This window comes from Ponticoccus sp. (in: a-proteobacteria), from assembly GCF_048381735.1.
Genome location: NZ_JBLXGL010000013.1, coordinates 1 through 19184 on the forward strand (window position 1 = coordinate 1; position 19184 = coordinate 19184).

The following is a 19184-nucleotide window of genomic DNA, read 5'->3' on the forward strand; positions in this document are numbered from 1 at the left end:
CAGATGGAGGTCCACCAGGCCTTCTGGCCGAAGGGTTTCCCCGGCTCCTACGACGAGACGCCCTTCACCTATGATCCCGAGAAGGCCAAGCAGATCCTGGCCGATGCCGGCATCGAGACCCCCGTCGAAGTGACGCTGGACGTGATCAACGCGGCCCCCTTCACCGACATGGCGCAATCGCTGCAGGCCAGCTTCGCCGACGCGGGCATCGAGTTCGAGATCCTGCCCGGCACCGGCGCCCAGGTGATCACCAAGTACCGCGAGCGGACCCACCAGGCGATGCTGCTGTACTGGGGCCCCGACTTCATGGACCCGCATTCCAACGCCAAGGCCTTCGCCTACAACTCGAATAACGCGGACGACAACTACCAGGCCACCACCACCTGGCGGAATGCCTGGGCCGTGCCGGACGAGCTGAACACGCAGACCATGGCCGCCCTGTCGGAAAGCGATCCCGAAGCCCGTCTGGACATGTACCGTGACCTGCAGGCCAAGGTGCAGGAGAGCTCTCCCATCGTGGTCATGTTCCAGGCCTCCTACGAGGTCGCCATGGGCGCGGATGTCTCGGGTTACGTCAACGGCGCGACCTCGGACTACGTCTTCTACCGGCTGGTCGAGAAGGAGTAATCCCGCGACCGCCCGCAAGACCACAGGGTCGCCGGTTCTCCGGCGGCTCGTTTCGTTTCAGGAGTAGAGAATGTCCTATCTGATGCAGGCCCAAGAGCGCCTCTCGCGGCTGCGCGCCCGGATGGCGGAAACCGAAACCGACCTGGTGGTTCTGGGCCCCTCCAGCCACATGGCCTGGCTGACCGGGCTGAACCCGCATGGCGACGAACGCCCCGTGATGCTGCTGGTCACCGCCGAACACGCCGGCTTCCTGATGCCCGCGCTCAACGCCGCCATGGCGAAAGAGATCACCCCGCTGCCCCTGTTCACCTGGGCCGATGACGATGGCCCGATGGCGGCCCTCGGCGCCCTGCTGGACGCCAGCGACGCCCGCCGCCCCGGCCTGTCGGTGGTGCTGGACGAAACCATGCGCGCCGATTTCGCCCTGCTGCTGCTGGACAGCCTGAACAGCCCCCGCCGCCGCTTCACCGAGGATACCGTCGGCCTGCTTCGCACCCTCAAGGACGAGGACGAGGCCGCCCGCATCAAGGCCTCGCACCTGCTCAACGATGCCGCCGTCGAGGCCGCCTTCGCCGCCCTGAAACCCGGCATGACAGAGGCCCAGGTGGTCGAGCTGATCGAGGCGCATTACAAGGCCAACGGCGCCACCACGGCCTTCTGCTCTGTCTGCTTCGGCGGCAACGGTGCCTTCCCCCACCACCACCCCGGCGCCACCGCCCTGGGCCAGAACATGGCCGTGCTGATCGACACCGGCTGCGTGCTGGATGGCTACCCCTCGGACATGACCCGCTGCCGCTGGTTCGGCCCCGAACCCGACCCCGAGTTCCTGAAGGTGCGCGACCTGGTCGAGGCCGCCGTGCAGGCCGCCCTGGCCGCCGCGAAACCCGGCGCCCCCGCCAGCGCAGTGGATGCCGCCGCGCGCGGTGTCATCACCGCAGGCGGCTATGGTGACCGCTTCCTGCATCGCACCGGCCACGGCCTGGGCATCGACATCCACGAGCCGCCCTATATCACCGGCACCTCCGAAACGCCGCTGGCCACCGGCAATGTCTTCTCGATCGAGCCGGGCATCTACCTGGAGGGCAAGTTCGGCCTGCGTCTGGAAGAGATCGTGATCCTGCGCGAGGACGGCCCCGAGATCTTCTCGGAACTACCGCGGGTCTGAGCGCCCCTGGGCACGGCTTCCGAACCGGTAACATTGGGTGAAAGAGCATGTGCCCACCCGAAACCCGTCCTTGTCCTGACGCACGCGAACGCCGGGGGGCGATGCCCCCCGCATCGCCTGTCGCACCGTCAGGGGCCGCAAGACCGCTGCCGTCTGCCAACGATCGATGGCTGGACCCGTCGCATTCTCTGGACCCGTCGCATTCCAAAGACCTTTCCTGCCCGGTCCGGAAACGCTCTGCTCCACCGCGATCATGGGAACACCAAACAGGACCGCCCGGCCATTCAGGCGGCGAACGCGCATCCTCTCGCCGATCGGCATATCGGCGCAGTGCTTTCCGCAAGCTGCAACCGGATCATCGTGGATGACCATCAGGACTGCGGCCTGTCATCCCGCAACCGTTCTGCCGACCCTCGTCCCCGGCGATCCGTTGATGAGAGCCGCAACAGGCAGGGTGCAGGGCAAAAAGGCAGATCGCCGGACACCTTGCGAAGTTGATCCGGCACCCGCGGGTCACGGGTGCCGGACAGAGGGGTCAGGCGGTGCTCTTCAGGCGCGCCCGGAACATGTCTTCCATGGCCCGGCGTACGGTCACGGCTTGGCTGTCCGTGGCCTCGACATCGTCCCAGGTCAGCATTGCGCCTTCCGCCACGGCGCGCTTGAGCTTCATGCCGTGGGCCAGGCCGATGGGCAGGCCGCGCTTCTCAAGAGAATCCTCCGCACGCGCGATCCGGCCCCAGACGGTGAAGCCGCCTTCGCCATCGAGAATCTCGCCGGGCTTCAGTGCCTTCTTGGCGACCGCCACCACATCAGAGGTCAGGCTGTTGGTGCGGCCCGTGGGCTCGCCGCGCAGCGCGGCGCTGGCGACACTGACGCCAAGCTCTAGCCCGATCAGGTGGGACGGGCGATAGAGCGTGGCATAGCGACCGGAGCTGTCGGTGGTCACGCCGTATTCCCTGAAGCAGCGGCGCACGTAATCGGCACCAAGGCCGCTTTCGTCGCTCGCCTCCAGCGTCACGTAGACTCCCCAGCGCAGATCACCGACGACCTGCCGGCCGTCGCGCTCGAGGCTCGAGACCACCTCAACCATGCCCGCCTCTTCGAGCACGCCGCCATGTGCCCTGGGCTTGAGCACCTCAGGCAGGTCATGGGTGCCCGCCGGCGGGAAGAGCAGCCCGTCGCGCGGCGCGAGCAGGCCCGCCGCGTTCGAGATCGCCGCCATCTCCAGCGCAGACTTGGTGCCGTCGAGGAAAGAGTTGAACATCTGCGGATTCATCCCGCCCTTGGCCGCCTCCTCCGGCGTCAGGCCGTAGTAGTCCCACACGGTGTCGGGGGTCGAGGTGGCGTACTTGGGCAGATACTTGGTGCCCTTGCCCGCCGCGACGACCTTGAAGCCGCAGGTGCGCGCCCAGTCGATCTGCTCGCAGACCAGCGCCGGCTGGTCACCATAGGCCATCGAATAGACCAGACCCGCCTTGTCGAATTCCTGCACGAGGTAGGCGCCGGCCAGGACATCGGCCTCGACGTTGACCATGACCATGTGGCAGCCGTTCTCGGCGGCCAGCAGCGCATGACGGATGCCCGCGGCAGGGCTGCCGGTGGCGTCGATCACCACGTCGAGACCGGGCGTCGCGATCAGCGCCGCGCTGTCTTCGGTAAGGCAGGTCTTGCCGGTGTTCATGGCCTCGCCAAGGTCCGTCGTGGTTGCGGCATCCGCATCCCAGCCGGTGTCGATCATCGCTTTGCGCGCACGCTCGGCCGACAGATCCGCAATGCCGACCAGATGCATGCCGGGGGTGTGCCGCACCTGGCTCAGGAACATCGAGCCGAACTTGCCCGATCCGATCAGGCCGACGCGCACCGGATTTCCATCGTTCTGGCGCTGTAGCAACTTGGTATAAAGATTCATGTCTATTCTCCTCGGAAGAGGAGTGCAGGCCGGGACGAAGGGGGTCAAGCCAAGAACCGGGGCCGCGATCCGGTGCAAGGGCCGCATCTCGCGGGCGACGGATCCGACCGGAACGCGCACAATGGCGGACGCGACGAACAGCGTGGTGCCCCCGGGCAGCGTCAACACACCCTGGCCTCGGTCCTGGTCGCGCCCTCTGGGGCGACATGAGCCATCACGCGGTTTTCCGACTTGAAGCAACCCACCTGATCGGGTCGCGGGCTATCCGCCCCACCGAACAAGCGCCGAGGGCGGGCAACACCCTCAAGACAATGGCCAGTAGCGCAAAGAAAAAGCCCCGCCTTTTGGGCGGGGCTTTATTCATGGCTGGGGTGGTAGGATTCGAACCTACGGTGCGCGGTACCAAAAACCGGTGCCTTACCACTTGGCTACACCCCAACCGTGGCGCGCTATTTACGACGAGCTTTCCCGAGTATCAAGACCCCGAATGTCGAAAAAATCATTCTTCTGCAATGCGTCCGGCAGAAGGCTCCTCGGCGGTGCTCTCATAGAAGCGAAACTGCGCCCGGCCCGCGCGTTTCGAGGCATAAAGCGCCGCGTCCGACTGCAACAGGATCTCTTCCGGGGACGCCTTCCCGCCGTCCGACACGGTGATTCCGATGCTCAGGGACACCCGGCACTCTTCCGCGTCGACGGGAATCGGGTCCTCGACTCGCGAGATCAGGCGGCCTGCCATCTCTGCCAGGCGTTCGTGCCGGGTGAGGCCCGGGAACAGCAGCACGAATTCGTCACCGCCGATGCGCGCGACCGTATCGTCCTTGCGCGTCACCTCCAGCATCACCCGGGCCACCTGCCGCAAGACCTGATCCCCGGCGGCATGGCCCAGGCTGTCGTTGATCTGCTTGAAGAAATCGAGGTCGAGATGCATCAGCGAGAACGGCTCTCCGCTGCGGGTGACCCGGTCGAGCACCGCGTCGAGCGCGCGGCGGTTGCGCAGCCCGGTCAGCGTATCGGTGAAGGCGCGCTCCTCCGCCGCGACCATGGCCCCCTGAAGGCGGGTGTTCAGGCTGCGCGAGGCATCCAGCGCGGCGGATTTCGCCTCGACGAGGTAGAGCATTTCGACGGCAAGGTCGGTGGGCGCGAAATCGGTGTTGGTCAGGGCATAGTCCCGCACCGCATCCATGACCGAAATGCCGAAGGACAGGTTCACCACGGCCCCACCCTGCCCGTCCGGCACCATGATGCCCTTCAGCGGGGTCCGCAGGCCGCCGCGCAGGCGCAGGTGCAGCTTGCGCCCCCCGGTGGACAGAAGCTGCGCCATGCTCTCGACACGGCGGGGGCGGTAGACCTCGCAGACATCGAGAAAGCGCGCGCCGTCCAGCCCGCCCCGGCACAGCTTGCGCAGCGTCGGCCCGGCCTGCCGGATGCGCCCCCCGGGGTCGAGCACCGCATGCATCGGGCAGAGCGCCAGCAGGATCTCGGTGGGCACCCGGGTCATCCCTCCACCGCCGGCGCGCCGGACGCCGCAAGGGCGAATTGCCGCCCCTGCGAATAGGCGGTCTCGATCAGGGTGATGGCGATGGTCTGCCGTCCCAGGGTGCCGCCGTCACATTCCATCAGGACAAGCGCGCCGTAGTCGTCGGCCATGGCCCGCAGCACGCCCAGCAGGACAAAACCGAAGCCGGGCAGCCCGGCCCCGACCAGCAGCGTGAACCGGTTGGGCGCCACGTCCACAAGGTCCAGATCCGGCAGTTCCAGATCCGCGACGGCCAGCCGGGCCCGGTCTGGCAGATCCTCCAGAGAGTGCAGGAACTCGATGAAATCGACGCCGCCGAAACGCAGAAGACGGCGCAGCCCCTCGCTGTTCGGGTGCGAGACGAGGTAGGTGCCGACATCTTCCAGAAAGGCGTCCGAGGGCTTCCTCAGCTCCACCTCGGCGGCCCCGACAACCGCCGTGAAGATGTCCTGCGGATAATTGAGCATGGCCTCGAAATCCGGCGCGTCCAGCCCCGCCCCGTCGACGATCCGCCGCCATGGTTCAGGACCATAGGTGTCCTGAACGAAGACCTGAAAGGTCCGAAGGATCAATCCATGCATCATAGGCACCCTCGCCGCATGAGGGGGACCATGGGGCGGGCGGCCTTAAGAAAGGCGTAACAATCGCAATTGCGGATAAATAGTCGCCGCCGCGCCTCACTCGGGCAGGTACAGCAGCATATCCCCCAGCCAGAGCACCTCTATGGTCCGGCTTTGCGTGCCGACCCCGCCGCGATGCAGGGCCTCCAGCGCCGCGACCCGGTCCCCAGGACCCTGATCACCGTCCAATGTGATCAGCCGCCCGCCGGGCTGCCACAGGCCATCGCTCAGATGCATGGGCGTCAGGGTCACGAAGTCCTCCGAGACCTTCTGCAACAGCAGGGCCCGCGCCTCGCCCTGACGGTAGAACGCACAGCCCGGCCCCCCGGTCACCTGCCGCGCGCAGGCCTCCAGCAGACCGGATAGCTGGATCCCGTCCATCTCTGCCAGCGAGTCGCTGTCCAGCGTGGCGCCCTCGGGGTAGACCGGCAGGGCCGCGATCACCGCGGCGCGGCGCTCTGCCAGCAGCGATTCGGGTGCGGGCCGGCTGCGCCCGAGGCGCGCCAGCTCGATCTCGGCGGTCAGATCGGGCCGGGCTTCGGCGATCACATCCAACGCCGCCTGGCCCGCCCTGCCCCACTCCTGCGCCAGTTCCGGCAGCGGCAGGGTCGCACCGGCAACACCCGAGCGTGCCCGGTTCACCTGATCCGAAGCGGCTGTGCGCTCGGGCTCGAAGGCCGGGCTCAGCCACAGCAGGCAGATCGCCAGCACCGCAAGCGCCATCCATGTGTTCACCGCGCGCAGGCGCGCCATCCAGTGCCGCCCGATCAGGACCGACAGCGCATAGGCCAGCCCGTAGACCAGCAGCACGGCGGCCACGCTGGCCGCCATCAGCCGCGAGGGTGTCCAGCCGTATTGCGCCACCCGCAGCCACAGCGCCCAGCCCCCCAGCCCGGCCAGAAGCGGCACACAGAGCGCCAGCGCGCCGGTCATCATCCGCCAGGGGCGGCTGTGCACGGCCTCGCCATTGTCGCGGTCCACCGCCACGGTGACCAGAATCACCGCCGCCAGGGCCACCGCCATCAGGATCGCGGCGGGCGAGAAGCCCTGCGCCAGCCCCTCCCAGCCGCGCAGCGGCAAGGCCGCCAGGAAGACCAGCGTCACCACCAGCACCACCGGCAGCAAGAGCCGCAGAAGCCTGAGCAGCAGGACCGGAGAGACCTGCCCCGACAGCCGGAACATGACCGCCAGCGCCAGCCCGAAGACCGTGCCGGTCAGGGCCCATGCAACGGCCTCGATATCGGTCACCCACTCCAGCAGCCGCACGTCGACAAGCCTCAGCAGCGCATCCGAAAGCGACAGCAGCCCCCAGAAAAGCGCGGCAAAGAAGACACCCGCCAGCAGGCGCACCGTCGTTTCCCATGTCGCGTCGAAGAGCGCCGGGTAGTCCGTCCAGCCGCCCGGGCGCGACAGGCCCGCCACGAGGAAGGGTATGGCAATCGACAGCGCAAGGCCGAAGGCCGCAAGCGGGTAGCCCAGTTCGAGGAAGGACTGGACGTCGCCGTGCCGCCCCGACGCCCACCACAGCGCCGCCGCCAGCACCGCCCCCGCCAGCACCGACGGCAGCACCGCGCGCGCCGGCGCCACGGGCCCCGACAGGGCGAGCAGAAGCGTGAAGCCCGCCGCTGCGAGGGCGGTCAGGAAAAGCAGCGCGCGGGGCGCCAGAACGGCGCTGTCCCAGGCCTCTGTCAGGGCCCAGCCCGCCGCTCCGGCAAGCGCTCCGGCGATCATGAGGAACGGCAGCAGCCGTGCATTGGGGGTCGGTGTCATGGGCGTTGTCCCTTTCATGCGCCCTTGTCCCACGGACCGGCGGACGAGGCCAGAGGGCATGCCGCCGACCGGCGGCGCAAGGCCGGGACACCGCGCCAAAGGCCTGCACGAAGGCGCGCTCATCCGCGTCCCGGGGCGGGATCGCGCGGGCCGCGTCGCCGCATGAAAAAAGCCCGGTGCCGGTTTCTGCCGGACACCGGACCTTCAGCGGCATTCGTCCCTTGCGCCCTGCCCTTCTGGCCGGACGCGCCACCCGAATTCTTCGCGGGCACAGTCCCCTGCCCCTGTCGCACGCCGTGCCGGATGGGCTGGCTTTGCCATCGCGTGCCCGGGACCGGGCGCTTCGTCGCAAAGGGTTCTCCTCTCGGATGACGCCTCCCTAGCATGCCGTCACCTAATCCAAGGTTAACCCGGCCACCCCGCCCGGCACGGGCAGGCCTCACAGGGCTGGCCCGGGTGGGCGGGCCGCCTTTCCGCAGGAAACAGGTCCGCCCGCGCGGGCCCCGATCAGCCGATCTTCACCTTCGGGCGGGTCACCGCCACGCGCAGCGCCTCCACCAGCTCTTCCCGAGGCTGACCGGACCGGCGCACCAGCGTCCGCAGCCCGAAATGCACATGCGCCATCTGCTGGTAGTAGCTCGTATAGGCATAATTCGTGGCCGCCCCCGCCGCGGCGCCCAGCAGCGGCACCGTCTGCGTCGCCAGCTTCTGCCCCATGACCGTGGCCAGACGCGGCGCGATGCGGTTGATCAGCCCGTGAACCGTCGCCCCGGTCAGCGTCACCCGCGCCGAAAGAAAGCCCAGATCCGCCCCGTCATCCTGTGCCAGCGGCCCGGCCGAGGCGAAGACGGTCAGGCATTCCTTCGCGATCTCCGGGTCTTGCGGGTCATAGCCGTGTTCCGCCGCGATTCCCTGGATCGAGCGCAACAGCACGGTCGTGGTCACCGGCAGCTCTGCCAGCGCCGAGGGCAGCCCGCCAGCGCCGCCCGCCGCCCCCATGGCGGTGGCCAGCGCGGTGTTCAGCCAGCCCTTCTGGTCCGGCACCACCCCGCGCGACCCCTGCGCCGCGCGCATCGCCACCTCCAGCGCCCGCGCCGTGGCGCCTTCAAGCTGGTCCTTCACCCGGTCGGGCAGCCGCTCCAGAAGGTTCTCGGCCTGTCCGCCGATCAGGTTCAGCACCTGCATGCCCACGGAATTCGCGGCCCTGTACCGCTTTGCCAGCGCGGCGATCTCGGCATCGACCGAAACGGTCGGCAGGCTCATCTCGGTCTCTGCTGTCATCACGGGCACTCCTCAACATCTGTCACATCAGATGTGGCCGCCCCCGGCTTCGGTCAAGTTGACGCGGGCACGCCGGCCCTTCGCCGGGCGTCAGGCCCCCGTGCCACCCGGCTCAGGCCAGGCGCGTCACCGTGCCCCGGACGCCGTCCCATGCGCCATCGACCAGCGCCAGCCCCAGCACCCGGTCGGGATTCGTCGGCGGCGGCATCTCGACGCCTTCCAGCCGTTCGAAACCGAAGCGGGCGTAGTAGGGCGCGTCGCCCACCAGCAGGATGCGCGCGTAGCCCTGTTCTGCGGCGCGGGCCACCGTGTCGCGCACCAGCGCACCGCCCAGCCCCTCGCCCTGCGCCGTCGGGTGCACGGCCACCGGCCCCAGAAGCAGCGCCTCGTGCAGCCCCACCATCACCGGCCAGCAGCGGATCGCCCCGCCGAGGTTGCCGTACTGGTCGCGCGCCACCCGGCACAGGCCCGCCACCGGCGGCACCTCGTCGCGCAGCCGATAGGACGACAAGGCCGTGCGCCCCGGCGCAAAGCACAGATCGAACAGGGCTTCGACCTCCCACCAATCCTGCGGCATTTCCTGTGCAAGCGTGAACAAGCCGACCCCGTGCATTCCAAGCGCGAACCGCGTATCACGAGGCCGGACCCGACGCAAACCACGGAAAAGCCCGCGATGTTCTACCGCCCCGAAGACGGCCACGGCCTGCCGCACAATCCCTTCAACGCCATTGTCTCGCCGCGCCCCATCGGCTGGATCTCGACCCGTGGCGCCGATGGTCACGACAACCTCGCGCCCTACAGCTTCTTCAATGCGGTGGCCTATTTCCCGCCGCAGGTGATGTTTTCCTCGACCAGCGCCAAGCCCGACCGGGGCGATACCAAGGACAGCCTCGCGCAGATCCGCGAGACCGGGGTCTTCTGCGTGAACATCGTGGAATACGCCATGCGCGACGCGATGAACGTGACCTCGGGCCCCTGGGAAAAGGGCGCCGACGAATTCGAGCTCGCCGGGATCGAAAAGGCGCAGTGCCAGACCATCGACTGCCCGCGTGTCGCCGCGGCCCCGGCGAACCTCGAATGCAAGCTGACACAGGTTGTGCAACTGCCCGGAGCGGCCAATTTCGCCGTCTTCGGAGAGGTCACCGGCATCCACATGCGCGACGACTGCCTGAAAGACGGCATCTTCGACGTACTCTCGTTCAACCCCCTCTCGCGCATGGGCTACCGCGACTACACCGTCGTGCGCGAGAAATTCGCGCTGAAGCGCCCCGGCGAATAAACGGCCCCGGAGCTGGCAGGAGGCAGGCGGGCACCGCCGCCCTGCGCGCGCCGGATCACGGGTCCGGGGCATCCGCCCTGCGTCCCGGCGGGCAGCAGCAGCTTCCCCCATCGCCCCCCATCGCCCGGGCGCAGGACCCGGGGCCGGCAGGTGGGCGCCCTCGGCCGCAGGCCGAACAGTGCCACCCGGCGGCGCCTTGCCGCGCCTTGAAGCCCCCCCCGCCGGTGGCCAAACCGGCGCCAATCTGCTATGCACAGCCCCGCAACCGATGGAGAGCGCCGTGGACCAGCACCTTTGATCCCCTGACCTGATTTCAAGGATTCAAAGGAGGCCGCCGTGCCCGCACCCTTCGCCCTGCCCGATGCGTCGCTGACGCATCCCATCACCCTGCCCGACGGCACGCCCCATGCGGGCACCGTCTATCTGAAGAACGTCATCGACCACCCGCGCTTCGATGTCGGCGCCTACAGCTATGCCTCGGACTTCGACCCGCCCGCGCTTTGGGGCGGCGACTGGGCCGCGCGCCTCGCGCCCTATCTCTTCGCCTTCAGCCGCGAACATCTGCGGATCGGCAGGTTCTGCCAGATCGCCCACGGCGTGCGCTTCATCGGCTCGTCCGCGAACCACGCCATGGACGGGCTCACCACCTTTCCCTTCACGGTCTTCGATCCCGCCGCCATGACCGGCTACCAGCCCGACAGCCGCGACATGGTGATCGGCCACGACGTCTGGCTGGGCTATGGCGCCCTTGTCCTGCCCGGCGCGCGGATCGGCAACGGCGTGATCGTCGGGGCGGGTTCGGTGGTGCGCGGCACGGTTCCGGACTACGCCGTGGTCACCGGCAACCCGGCCCGGGTGCTGCGCCTGCGCTACACGCCGCAGGAGATCGAAACCCTCAACCGCCTGGCCTGGTGGCACTGGGAGCCCGAGCGTATCGCCCGGGCCCGCCCGGCGCTGGAAGGCGGCGACCTGCGCGCCCTCGCCGCACTGGCGCCCTGACCCCTGCAACAGGTGGTGGGAAGATTTTTCGAAAAATCTTCCCGCCCATCGGGCCGACCCGCCCTGCCGCGCCGAGGGTGCAGAGCCACCAAGGGCGCCCCCCTGCCGGATCGCAGCGCGGACCGCGCCCCGGCGCAGGGCCCGCAAAAGACAAAGGGCGGCCCGTTCACCGGACCGCCCGTTCCTGCCTGTTGCCCCGTCCGGCGCGCGCCGGACCGCGTCAGTGCCCGCCGAGGATGCCCGTGCGGACGTTGTAATCCACCGCCAGCTGGTAATCCGGATCGTCGTCCGAATCGACCATCAGGTGACCGGCCTTCGACAAGAGCCGGTGGCAATCCCGCGACAGGTGGCGCAGCTTGACCTGCTTTCCGGCCGCCTCGTATTTGCCCGCGATGGCCTCGATCGCCTGCAGGGCCGACTGATCCACCACCCGGCTGTCGGCAAAGTCGACGATCACCACATCCGGGTCGCCCTCGACGTCGAACAGCTCGGCAAAGCCATCGGTAGAGCCGAAGAACAGCGGCCCCTGGATCTCGTAGACCTTGGCCCCGGCATCGGTGACCGACTCGCGGGTCTTGGCGTGGATGCGTCGCGCGTTGTTCCAGGCATAGGCCAGCGCCGAGACGATGACGCCCACCACCACCGCGACGGCGAGGTCTTCCAGCACCGTCACCACGGTCACGAGGATGATCACGAAAGCATCCATCGCGGGCACTTTCGCGAGGATCTTCAACGAGTTCCACGCGAAGGTGCCAATCACCACCATGAACATCACGCCGACCAGCGCGGCCAGCGGGATCAGCTCGATCAGCGGCGCGGCAAACAGGATGAAGACCAGCAGGAAGAGCGCCGCCGCGATGCCCGCGATCCGCGTGCGCGCGCCGGATTTCACGTTGATCATCGACTGGCCGATCATCGCGCAGCCGCCCATGCCGCCGAAGAAGCCGGTCAGCAGGTTGGCCGCGCCCTGCGCGATGCATTCCTGGCTGGCGCCGCCGCGCTTGCCGGTGATCTCGCCGACGAGGTTCAGCGTCAGCAGCGACTCGATCAGGCCGATGGCGGCAAGGATCACCGCGTAGGGCAGGATGATTTCCAGCGTTTCCCAGTTCAGCGGCACCATGGGGATATGGAAGCTGGGCAGCCCGCCCTGGATCGAGGCCATGTCACCCACGCGCGGCGTGTCCAGCCCCAGCCCGATCACGAGGATCGCGACGATGCCGATCCCGGCCAGCGGCGCCGGAACCACCTTGGACAGCTTGGGCATGCCCCAGATGATCAGCATGGTCAGCGCGGTCAGCCCCAGCATCAGAGCCAGCGGCGTGCCCGACAGCCATTCGCCGCCACCGACCCCGTGGCCCGAGGCCTCTGCGCTGCCGGGCACCTTGAACTGGCCCAGCTGCGCAAGGAAGATCACGATGGCCAGCCCGTTGACGAAGCCCAGCATCACCGGGTGCGGCACCAGCCGGATGAACTTGCCCCACTGCATGGCCCCCGCAAAGACCTGCAGGGCGCCCATCAGGACAACGGTCGCAAAGAGGTATTCGACGCCGTGTTCCGCCACCAGCGACACCATGACGACCGCCAGCGCCCCCGTCGCGCCCGAGATCATGCCGGGCCGTCCGCCGATCACGGCGGTCACGAGGCCCACGAGGAAGGCGGCGTAGAGGCCCACCAGCGGGTGCACCCCCGCGACGAAGGCGAAGGCCACCGCCTCGGGCACCAGCGCCAGCGCGACGGTCAGGCCCGCCAGAAGCTCGATCCGGATCCGCGAGGGCGTCAGCTTGTCGCCCCCGGGAGAGATCGACAGATCCGGCATGGCAATGCGGTTGGCGAAACTCGCCAGAACGGTGTTCTTCATCAGGGGTCCTTTCGGTCGCGCGGCGGCCGGATAGCGCAAACGGCGCCGCTTCGCCACCACCTTGGCTGCACTGCAGCGCGGTTTGCGCGTTCTATAGCACCCTCTGCACGAAAATCACCCCCGGAAGCGCAGGTGTCCCTCGCCACCGGCCCATCTGTCCACCCCCCCGGATCGCCGGGCGCGGCGTCCCTGGCCTCTGCCACCTCGGGTCAGCTTGCCGCCCGGCTCGACACTCTGACCGGAGCGGCGCCCTGACCCGCGCGGCCCCGGGGCACCGCGCGCGCCGTCCCCGGCCCTGCCGCCTCAGGTCAGCAGCCATCCCATGTAAGCCGCGTATCCGCCCAGCATGACCGCGCCCTCGCGGCGGCCCAGCCGCCAGCCGGTGCGGGCGAAGACCACCAGAAGGACGGCGGCGGCGGACATCACCCAGATGTCGGCGCGGATGATCTCGGGCGGGACAGCCAGCGGCGAAACCAGGGCCGTGACCCCGAGAATCCCGAGGATATTGAAGATGTTGCTGCCCAGAACGTTGCCAAGCGCCACCTCTCCCTGCCCCCGGCGCACCGCGATGACAGAGGTCACGAGTTCCGGCATCGAGGTGCCGATGGCGACGATGGTCAGGCCGATCACCGTCTCTGACAGGCCCACCGCCTGCGCGATCTGCACCGCGCCGGTGACCAGCGCCCGGGCGCCCAGGATGGTGACCACCAGCCCGACAACAGCCAGCGCCAGCGCCAGGCCAAGGCGCATGTCCGGCCCCGGGACCGCCTCTGCCTGCCCCGCGTAGACCGGGGCCGCCGCCGCGCTGCGGCGTTCGGACCAGAGGGTGAAGGCGAGGTAGCCCGCCAGCGCCAGAAGGAAGCCTGCGCCGGTGATGCGCGGGATCGCTCCGGCCAGGACGGCCCCGAGGCAGAGCAGCGTGGCGAGAATCATCGCCACCCCGTCCCGGCGCAGGGCGGCGGGGTCGACGGCGATGGGCGCCAGCAGCACGGCGATGCCGAGGATCAGCAGCACGTTGCCGATATTGCTGCCCACCACATTGCCCATGGCGATGCCCGGGCTGCCCGAGAGCGCCGCCTGAAGGCTGGTCACCAGTTCCGGCGTCGAGGTTCCGAACCCCACCAGCGTCAGCCCGATCACCATGGGCGAGATGCCGAACCCCCTTGCCGCGCTGACCGCGCCGCGCACCAGCAGCTCTCCTCCGATCACGAGGCCCGCAAGGCCCGCCACCACCAGTCCGACCGTCTGCATGACGGAATTCCTTCTCCATTGCCCGCGCGGGGCGCCCTGCTGGCGCCGGGGTCGGGCCGCCGAGAGGTGGGAAGCCGCAGGCCCCGGCGCAATGCCGCGCAACCGGGGAATTTTGCCGCCCCTCCCCCGCCCTGTCCATCCCGGGCGCGCCTGTGCCAATCGCCGGTTGAAGGCGCTCGGCGCGCATGGCTAACTGCGCGCAAGATATCAGGGAGTTCCCCATGACAGAGACGATGATCGCCGTGATCGGCGGCTCGGGCATCTACGAGATCGACGGGCTGGAAAACGCCACATGGCAAAGGGTCGAAACGCCCTGGGGCGCGCCCTCCGACCAGATTCTGACCGGCACGCTGGGGGACGTGAAGATGGCCTTCCTGCCCCGCCACGGGCGCGGCCACGTGCATTCGCCCACGACGGTGCCCTATCGCGCCAATATCGACGCGCTGAAGCGGCTGGGGGTGACGGACGTGATTTCCGTCTCGGCCTGCGGGTCGTTCCGCGAGGAATATGCGCCGGGCGATTTCGTCGTCGTCGACCAGTTCATCGACCGCACCGTCGCGCGCGAAAAGTCGTTCTTCGGGACCGGCTGCGTGGCCCATGTCTCGGTCGCGCACCCCACCTGCCCGCGACTGGGCGAGGCCTGTTTCGAGGCGGCGCGCGAGGCCGGGATCACCGTCCACCGGGGCGGCACCTACCTGGCGATGGAGGGGCCGCAGTTCTCGACGGTGGCCGAATCCAAGATGTACCGGGAAAGCTGGGGCTGCGACGTGATCGGCATGACCAACATGCCCGAGGCCAAGCTGGCCCGCGAGGCAGAGCTTTGCTACGCCTCGGTCGCCATGGTCACCGACTACGACAGCTGGCACCCCGATCACGGCACGGTGGATGTGACAGAGATCATCCGGGTGCTGAGCGGCAATGCCGACAAGGCGCGCGCCATGGTGCGGCTCTTGCCGGGGCTCCTGGGCGCGGAGCGGGCGCCCTGCCCGCACGGCTGCGACCGGGCGCTGGACTTCGCCATCATGACCGCGCCGGACAAGCGCGACCCGGCGCTGCTGGCGAAGCTGGACGCGGTGGCCGGGCGCGTGCTGGGCGGCGCGGGCGCCTGATGCAGGCCTCGAAGGGGGCGCTGCCCCCGTCCCTGCGGGACTCCCCCGAGGTATTGTCGGGACCAAAGAAGCAGGGGGGTGCGCGGCATCTGCGACGGGGGGTTCCGGCGGTCCTCTGCCTGGGCCTTGCCCTGCCGGTATGGGCGGCGGAGGATTTCGTCGTGACCGAGGGACTGCTGTCGGATGACGATTTCTACCGGCTGGTGGCCTGCGGCGCGGCGCCGGGCGGCGACTGCGCCAAGCCCTTGCTGCGCTGGACGACCGAACGCCCCCTGCGGGTGGCGCTGGAATACGTGGATCCGGCCTTCCTTGGCGGTCGGCAGGCGCGGGCGCGGGCGGCCATCGTGCGCGCGGTGCAATACATCAACCGGGCGGGTGCCGGGATCACCCTTGCAGAGGTGGCGCCGGGCAGCGAGGCCGATATCCGGGTCTATTTCGTGGATACCGATGGCGCGGGGCCGGTGAGCGGGACCGGCATCGAGGGGGTCGACGGGGCCGTCGTCACCGGCGCACGGGTCACCGTCTGGTCTCGGCGCGACACCCGCACGATCCGCAAGGCGCAGGTGGTCTTCGGCACGCGGCTGCACATCAGCCACTACGAATCCGCGATGATCGAGGAATTGACGCAGGCGCTTGGCCTGTTGACCGATATCCGCAATCCCGCCTACGAAGGCGTGTCGATCTTTTCGCAGGACAGCAATGCGTCCAAGGACCTCGGTCCGCAGGACCTGATGGCCCTGCGCCGCCATTATCCCCCCAGGGAGTGATTTCATGGACCTGCACCTTTGGCTGACCTTCGTCGCCGCCTCGACCGCCTTGCTGCTGATCCCCGGACCCACCGTGCTGATGGTGCTGTCCTACGCCCTGTCCAAGGGCCGGTCGGTGGCGGTTGCCTCCGCCGCCGGGGTGGCGCTGGGGGATTTCCTGGCCATGACGCTGTCGCTGGCCGGGCTGGGGACGCTGGTGGCGACCTCGGCGGCGCTGTTCACCGCGCTGAAATGGGTCGGTGCGGTCTACCTGATCTACCTCGGCGTGAAACTGATCCGCTCGGCCCCGCGCGAGGGGCTGGCGCTGCCCCGGGCCGAGATCGACGCGGGCGGGGTGTTCCGCCATGCCGCCACGGTGACGGCGCTGAACCCCAAGAGCATCGCCTTCTTCATCGCCTTCGTGCCGCAGTTCGTCCGGCCCGAGGCGCCCCTGCTGCCGCAGTTCGCCATCCTGATCGGGACATTCGTCGCGTTGGGCGCCCTGAACGCGCTGGCCTATGCGCTGGCCGCGGACCGGCTGCGGGGCATGATCCGGCGGCCCGCCGTGCTGGGCTGGATCACCCGGGCGGGCGGGGCCTGCCTGATCGGCATGGGCGTCCTGACCGCCACCCTGCGCCGCGCCTGAGCCTTGCCAAGACGCAGGGCGGCAGGCTACCGCATGGGAAAAACGAGGGGGACCGGCCATGCCAGAGCCGAAGGACGTCAAGGATTACATCCGCACCATCGTGGATTTCCCGCATGAGGGCATCCTGTTCCGGGATGTCACCACGCTGTTCGCCGATCCGCGCGGGTTCCGGCTGGCCATCGACCAGCTGCTGAACCCCTATGCGGGCCTGCGCTTCGACAAGGTCGTGGGGTTGGAGGCGCGCGGCTTCATCCTTGGCGGCGCGGTGGCGCACCAGCTGTCGGCGGGCTTCGTGCCGATCCGCAAGAAGGGCAAGCTGCCCGGGGCCGTGATCTCGGAGGAATACACGCTGGAATACGGCGAGGCGGTGGTCGAGGTGCATGACGACGCCATCGCCCCCGGCGAGCGCATCCTGCTGGTCGACGACCTGCTGGCCACCGGCGGCACCGCGGAGGCGGGCATCCGGCTGGTGGAACGGCTGGGCGGCGAGATCATCGGCTGCGCCTTCATCGTCGATCTGCCGGAACTTGGCGGACGGGCCAGGCTGGAGGCCATGGGCATGGAGGTCCATGCGCTCTGCGCCTACGCGGGGCTGTAGCGGGCGTCACAGGGGGCCCTGCCCCCGTCCCTGCGGGACTCCCCCGGGATGTTTTCGGACAGAAGAAGCATGGGCGGCGCGCCTACGGCGGGATGGGCGCGGGCCGGCCTTGACGAGGGTTGCGGTGGCCCGGGGGGGGGGCGGCCTCGGGCGGCGTGGCGGGGTCTTGCCCTTGGTGGAGGGGTGGCTGGGGGCCCTGCCCCCGTCCCTGCGAGACTCCCCCGGGATATTTTCGGACAGAAGAAGCGCGGGCAGCGCACCTGCGGTGGGGTGGCCGCGGGCGGGCCTTGACGAGGGTTGCGGTGGCCCGGGGGGCGCGACGGGGCCTTGCCCGTAGCGGACAGCAGGTCGGGGGGCCCGCCGCCCGTGCCTGCGGGGCTCACGCCAAGGGTCTTGGGCAGCTGATGGCGCGCGGGGGCGGGACGGACCGGCGGGGCGGCACGGGTGGCGCCGCCGTCAGGGGTCAGGCGACGTTGGCCGCGACCGCCCTGGGCTTGGCCGCGTTGGCGTCGATGAAGTCCAGCACCAGCGGGCGGATGTTGTTGCGCCAGCTCTTGCCCGCGAAGATGCCGTAATGCCCGGCGCCCGGCTCGAGATGCGCGGCCTTCTTTTCGGGCGGCAGGCCGGTGCAGAGATCCAGCGCAGCAACGCATTGACCCGGCGCCGAGATGTCGTCGTTGGCCCCCTCGACCGTCTTGACCGCGACCCGGGTGATCTTGCCGATATCGACCCTGTGGCCCGCGACCACGAATTCGTTCTTGGCGATCTCGCAGTTCTTGAAGATCCGCTCGACCGTCGAGAGGTAGAACTCGGCCGGCATGTCCATCACCGCGAGATATTCGTCGTAGAAGCGGTTGTGGGCGTCGTAATCCGAGGCCTCGCCCCGCGCCACGCGGCCGATCTGGTCGCGGAAGGCCTTGCCGTGGCGGTCGGCGTTCATGCTCATGAAGGAGGAGAGCTGCAGGAGACCCGGGTAGACCAGACGGCCGACGCCCTTGTACTTGAAGCCAACGCGCTGGACCATGGTCTCTTCGAGCTGGCCCATGGTGACGCGGTTGCCGAAGTCGGTGACATCGGTCGGCGTCGCGTCGGGATCGATCGGGCCGCCGATCAGGGTCAGCGTGCGGGGCTGCGCATCCGGGTCGAGTTCAGCCAGGTAGGCGGTTGCGGCCAGCGTCAGCGGCGCCGGCTGGCAGACCGCGACGACATTGGTCTCGGGCCCCATGAAGCGCATGAAGTCCATCAGGTAGAGCGTGTAATCCTCGACATCGAACTTGCCGGCGGAGACCGGGATGTCGCGGGCATTGTGCCAGTCGGTGACATAGACCTCGCAGTTGACGATCAGCGATTTGACCGTCGACCGCAGCAGCGTCGCGTAATGGCCGGACATGGGCGCCACCAGCAGGATCTTGCGGGCCTGTTCCTTGCGGCCGGTCACGTCGAAGTGGATCAGGTTGCCGAAGGGCTTTTCCACCACGGTCTTGATCTCGACGAGATGGTCCTTTCCATCCTCGCAGGTGAAGGCGTGGATGTCCCAGTCGGGCTTGACCACCATGCGTTCGAAGGTGCGTTCCGTGACCTCGCCCCAGGCCGCCATCCAGGTCAGCGCCGGGTTCGGGATCGCCGCAAGCGCGGGGTAGGACGCCATCGTCCGGGCCGTCGCCCCCAACCACTGGTTGGTGTTGCGGATCGTTTCCATCAGGTCGTACGTCGCCATATAGCGCATGAGAGCCACTCCTGGGGTTGCAGGCCCTCCATGCGTTGCCCGCAAGGGGATACCCGAGCCAATTCGCCGCTTTGCTCCCCCTGC

At 68.8% G+C, this 19184-nt stretch carries 17 protein-coding genes and 1 tRNA gene; 8 read left to right on the forward strand and 10 right to left on the reverse strand.

What is annotated here, in order from left to right:
- Both ACN5KJ_RS18055 and ACN5KJ_RS18060 read left to right on the forward strand, forming a co-directional pair.
- Positions 1–627 (forward strand): ABC transporter substrate-binding protein (locus ACN5KJ_RS18055; RefSeq protein WP_418595310.1); only part of this gene is annotated, 627 nt, incomplete at its 5' end.
- 70 nt (positions 628–697) lie between these two features.
- Positions 698–1792 (forward strand): M24 family metallopeptidase, encoded by a 1095-nt coding sequence (locus tag ACN5KJ_RS18060; RefSeq protein ID WP_418595311.1) that lies wholly within the window; start codon positions 698–700, stop codon positions 1790–1792.
- Positions 1793–2327: 535 nt separating this feature from the next.
- On the opposite strand, the gene ACN5KJ_RS18065 is transcribed toward ACN5KJ_RS18060, so the two are convergent.
- The 7 genes from ACN5KJ_RS18065 to ACN5KJ_RS18095 form a co-directional block, all read right to left on the reverse strand.
- The gene (locus ACN5KJ_RS18065; protein WP_418595312.1) at positions 2328–3701 is read right to left on the reverse strand and encodes an NAD(P)H-dependent oxidoreductase; all 1374 of its coding nucleotides are present in this window, start codon (positions 3699–3701) and stop codon (positions 2328–2330) included.
- 363 nt (positions 3702–4064) lie between these two features.
- Positions 4065–4139: transfer RNA gene (locus tag ACN5KJ_RS18070), tRNA-Gln, on the reverse strand.
- 61 nt (positions 4140–4200) lie between these two features.
- Positions 4201–5199, reverse strand: coding sequence for a diguanylate cyclase domain-containing protein (locus ACN5KJ_RS18075; protein ID WP_418595313.1), 999 nt, complete (start codon positions 5197–5199; stop codon positions 4201–4203).
- A complete protein-coding gene (locus ACN5KJ_RS18080) occupies positions 5196–5798 on the reverse strand; it encodes a heme NO-binding domain-containing protein (protein ID WP_418595523.1) in 603 nt (200 codons plus the stop codon). Before ACN5KJ_RS18080 ends, ACN5KJ_RS18075 begins: the two co-directional genes overlap by 4 nt.
- 96 nt (positions 5799–5894) lie before the next feature.
- Complete coding sequence (locus tag ACN5KJ_RS18085) at positions 5895–7607, reverse strand: DUF4153 domain-containing protein (protein ID WP_418595314.1); 1713 nt, start codon at positions 7605–7607, stop codon at positions 5895–5897.
- A gap of 507 nt (positions 7608–8114) precedes the next feature.
- A complete protein-coding gene (locus ACN5KJ_RS18090; RefSeq protein WP_418595315.1) occupies positions 8115–8888 on the reverse strand; it encodes an EcsC family protein in 774 nt (257 codons plus the stop codon).
- Between the two features lie 112 nt (positions 8889–9000).
- A complete protein-coding gene (locus ACN5KJ_RS18095) occupies positions 9001–9486 on the reverse strand; it encodes an N-acetyltransferase (protein WP_347167018.1) in 486 nt (161 codons plus the stop codon).
- A gap of 75 nt (positions 9487–9561) precedes the next feature.
- Here ACN5KJ_RS18095 and ACN5KJ_RS18100 point away from each other — a divergent pair, with 75 nt between their 5' ends.
- Together ACN5KJ_RS18100 and ACN5KJ_RS18105 are read left to right on the forward strand one after the other, a co-directional pair.
- The gene (locus ACN5KJ_RS18100) at positions 9562–10167 is read left to right on the forward strand and encodes a flavin reductase family protein (RefSeq protein WP_347167017.1); all 606 of its coding nucleotides are present in this window, start codon (positions 9562–9564) and stop codon (positions 10165–10167) included.
- A gap of 336 nt (positions 10168–10503) precedes the next feature.
- A complete protein-coding gene (locus ACN5KJ_RS18105) occupies positions 10504–11166 on the forward strand; it encodes a CatB-related O-acetyltransferase (RefSeq protein ID WP_418595316.1) in 663 nt (220 codons plus the stop codon).
- A 220-nt stretch (positions 11167–11386) separates the two neighbouring features.
- Here ACN5KJ_RS18105 and ACN5KJ_RS18110 read toward each other — a convergent pair whose 3' ends face one another.
- The gene (locus tag ACN5KJ_RS18110; RefSeq protein WP_418595317.1) at positions 11387–13024 is read right to left on the reverse strand and encodes a SulP family inorganic anion transporter; all 1638 of its coding nucleotides are present in this window, start codon (positions 13022–13024) and stop codon (positions 11387–11389) included.
- A 303-nt stretch (positions 13025–13327) separates the two neighbouring features.
- Positions 13328–14275, reverse strand: a complete 948-nt coding sequence (locus ACN5KJ_RS18115; protein ID WP_418595318.1) for a calcium/sodium antiporter — start codon at positions 14273–14275, stop codon at positions 13328–13330.
- A 221-nt stretch (positions 14276–14496) separates the two neighbouring features.
- On the opposite strand from ACN5KJ_RS18115, the gene ACN5KJ_RS18120 reads away from it, so the two are divergent.
- From ACN5KJ_RS18120 to ACN5KJ_RS18135, 4 genes are all read left to right on the forward strand, one after another.
- Positions 14497–15384, forward strand: coding sequence for an S-methyl-5'-thioadenosine phosphorylase (locus tag ACN5KJ_RS18120; RefSeq protein WP_418595319.1), 888 nt, complete (start codon positions 14497–14499; stop codon positions 15382–15384).
- A gap of 161 nt (positions 15385–15545) precedes the next feature.
- A complete protein-coding gene (locus ACN5KJ_RS18125; RefSeq protein ID WP_418595320.1) occupies positions 15546–16151 on the forward strand; it encodes a DUF2927 domain-containing protein in 606 nt (201 codons plus the stop codon).
- A gap of 4 nt (positions 16152–16155) precedes the next feature.
- Positions 16156–16776, forward strand: a complete 621-nt coding sequence (locus ACN5KJ_RS18130; protein WP_418595321.1) for a LysE family translocator — start codon at positions 16156–16158, stop codon at positions 16774–16776.
- A gap of 58 nt (positions 16777–16834) precedes the next feature.
- A complete protein-coding gene (locus ACN5KJ_RS18135) occupies positions 16835–17374 on the forward strand; it encodes an adenine phosphoribosyltransferase (RefSeq protein ID WP_418595322.1) in 540 nt (179 codons plus the stop codon).
- Positions 17375–17837: 463 nt separating this feature from the next.
- On the opposite strand, the gene phaZ is transcribed toward ACN5KJ_RS18135, so the two are convergent.
- Entirely contained in the window at positions 17838–19100 is a 1263-nt protein-coding gene (phaZ, locus tag ACN5KJ_RS18140; RefSeq protein WP_418595323.1) for a polyhydroxyalkanoate depolymerase, read from the reverse strand.
- Between the last annotated feature and the right edge of the window lie 84 nt (positions 19101–19184).

Coding starts and splice junctions, on each gene's coding strand:
- ACN5KJ_RS18060 (WP_418595311.1), top strand. CDS start 698: ATGTCCTATCTGATGCAGGCCCAAGAGCGCCTCTCGCGGCTGCGCGCC.
- ACN5KJ_RS18065 (WP_418595312.1), bottom strand. CDS start 3,701: ATGAATCTTTATACCAAGTTGCTACAGCGCCAGAACGATGGAAATCCG.
- ACN5KJ_RS18075 (WP_418595313.1), bottom strand. CDS start 5,199: ATGACCCGGGTGCCCACCGAGATCCTGCTGGCGCTCTGCCCGATGCAT.
- ACN5KJ_RS18080 (WP_418595523.1), bottom strand. CDS start 5,798: ATGCATGGATTGATCCTTCGGACCTTTCAGGTCTTCGTTCAGGACACC.
- ACN5KJ_RS18085 (WP_418595314.1), bottom strand. CDS start 7,607: ATGACACCGACCCCCAATGCACGGCTGCTGCCGTTCCTCATGATCGCC.
- ACN5KJ_RS18090 (WP_418595315.1), bottom strand. CDS start 8,888: ATGACAGCAGAGACCGAGATGAGCCTGCCGACCGTTTCGGTCGATGCC.
- ACN5KJ_RS18100 (WP_347167017.1), top strand. CDS start 9,562: ATGTTCTACCGCCCCGAAGACGGCCACGGCCTGCCGCACAATCCCTTC.
- ACN5KJ_RS18110 (WP_418595317.1), bottom strand. CDS start 13,024: ATGAAGAACACCGTTCTGGCGAGTTTCGCCAACCGCATTGCCATGCCG.
- ACN5KJ_RS18115 (WP_418595318.1), bottom strand. CDS start 14,275: ATGCAGACGGTCGGACTGGTGGTGGCGGGCCTTGCGGGCCTCGTGATC.
- ACN5KJ_RS18120 (WP_418595319.1), top strand. CDS start 14,497: ATGACAGAGACGATGATCGCCGTGATCGGCGGCTCGGGCATCTACGAG.
- ACN5KJ_RS18130 (WP_418595321.1), top strand. CDS start 16,156: ATGGACCTGCACCTTTGGCTGACCTTCGTCGCCGCCTCGACCGCCTTG.
- ACN5KJ_RS18135 (WP_418595322.1), top strand. CDS start 16,835: ATGCCAGAGCCGAAGGACGTCAAGGATTACATCCGCACCATCGTGGAT.
- phaZ (WP_418595323.1), bottom strand. CDS start 19,100: ATGCGCTATATGGCGACGTACGACCTGATGGAAACGATCCGCAACACC.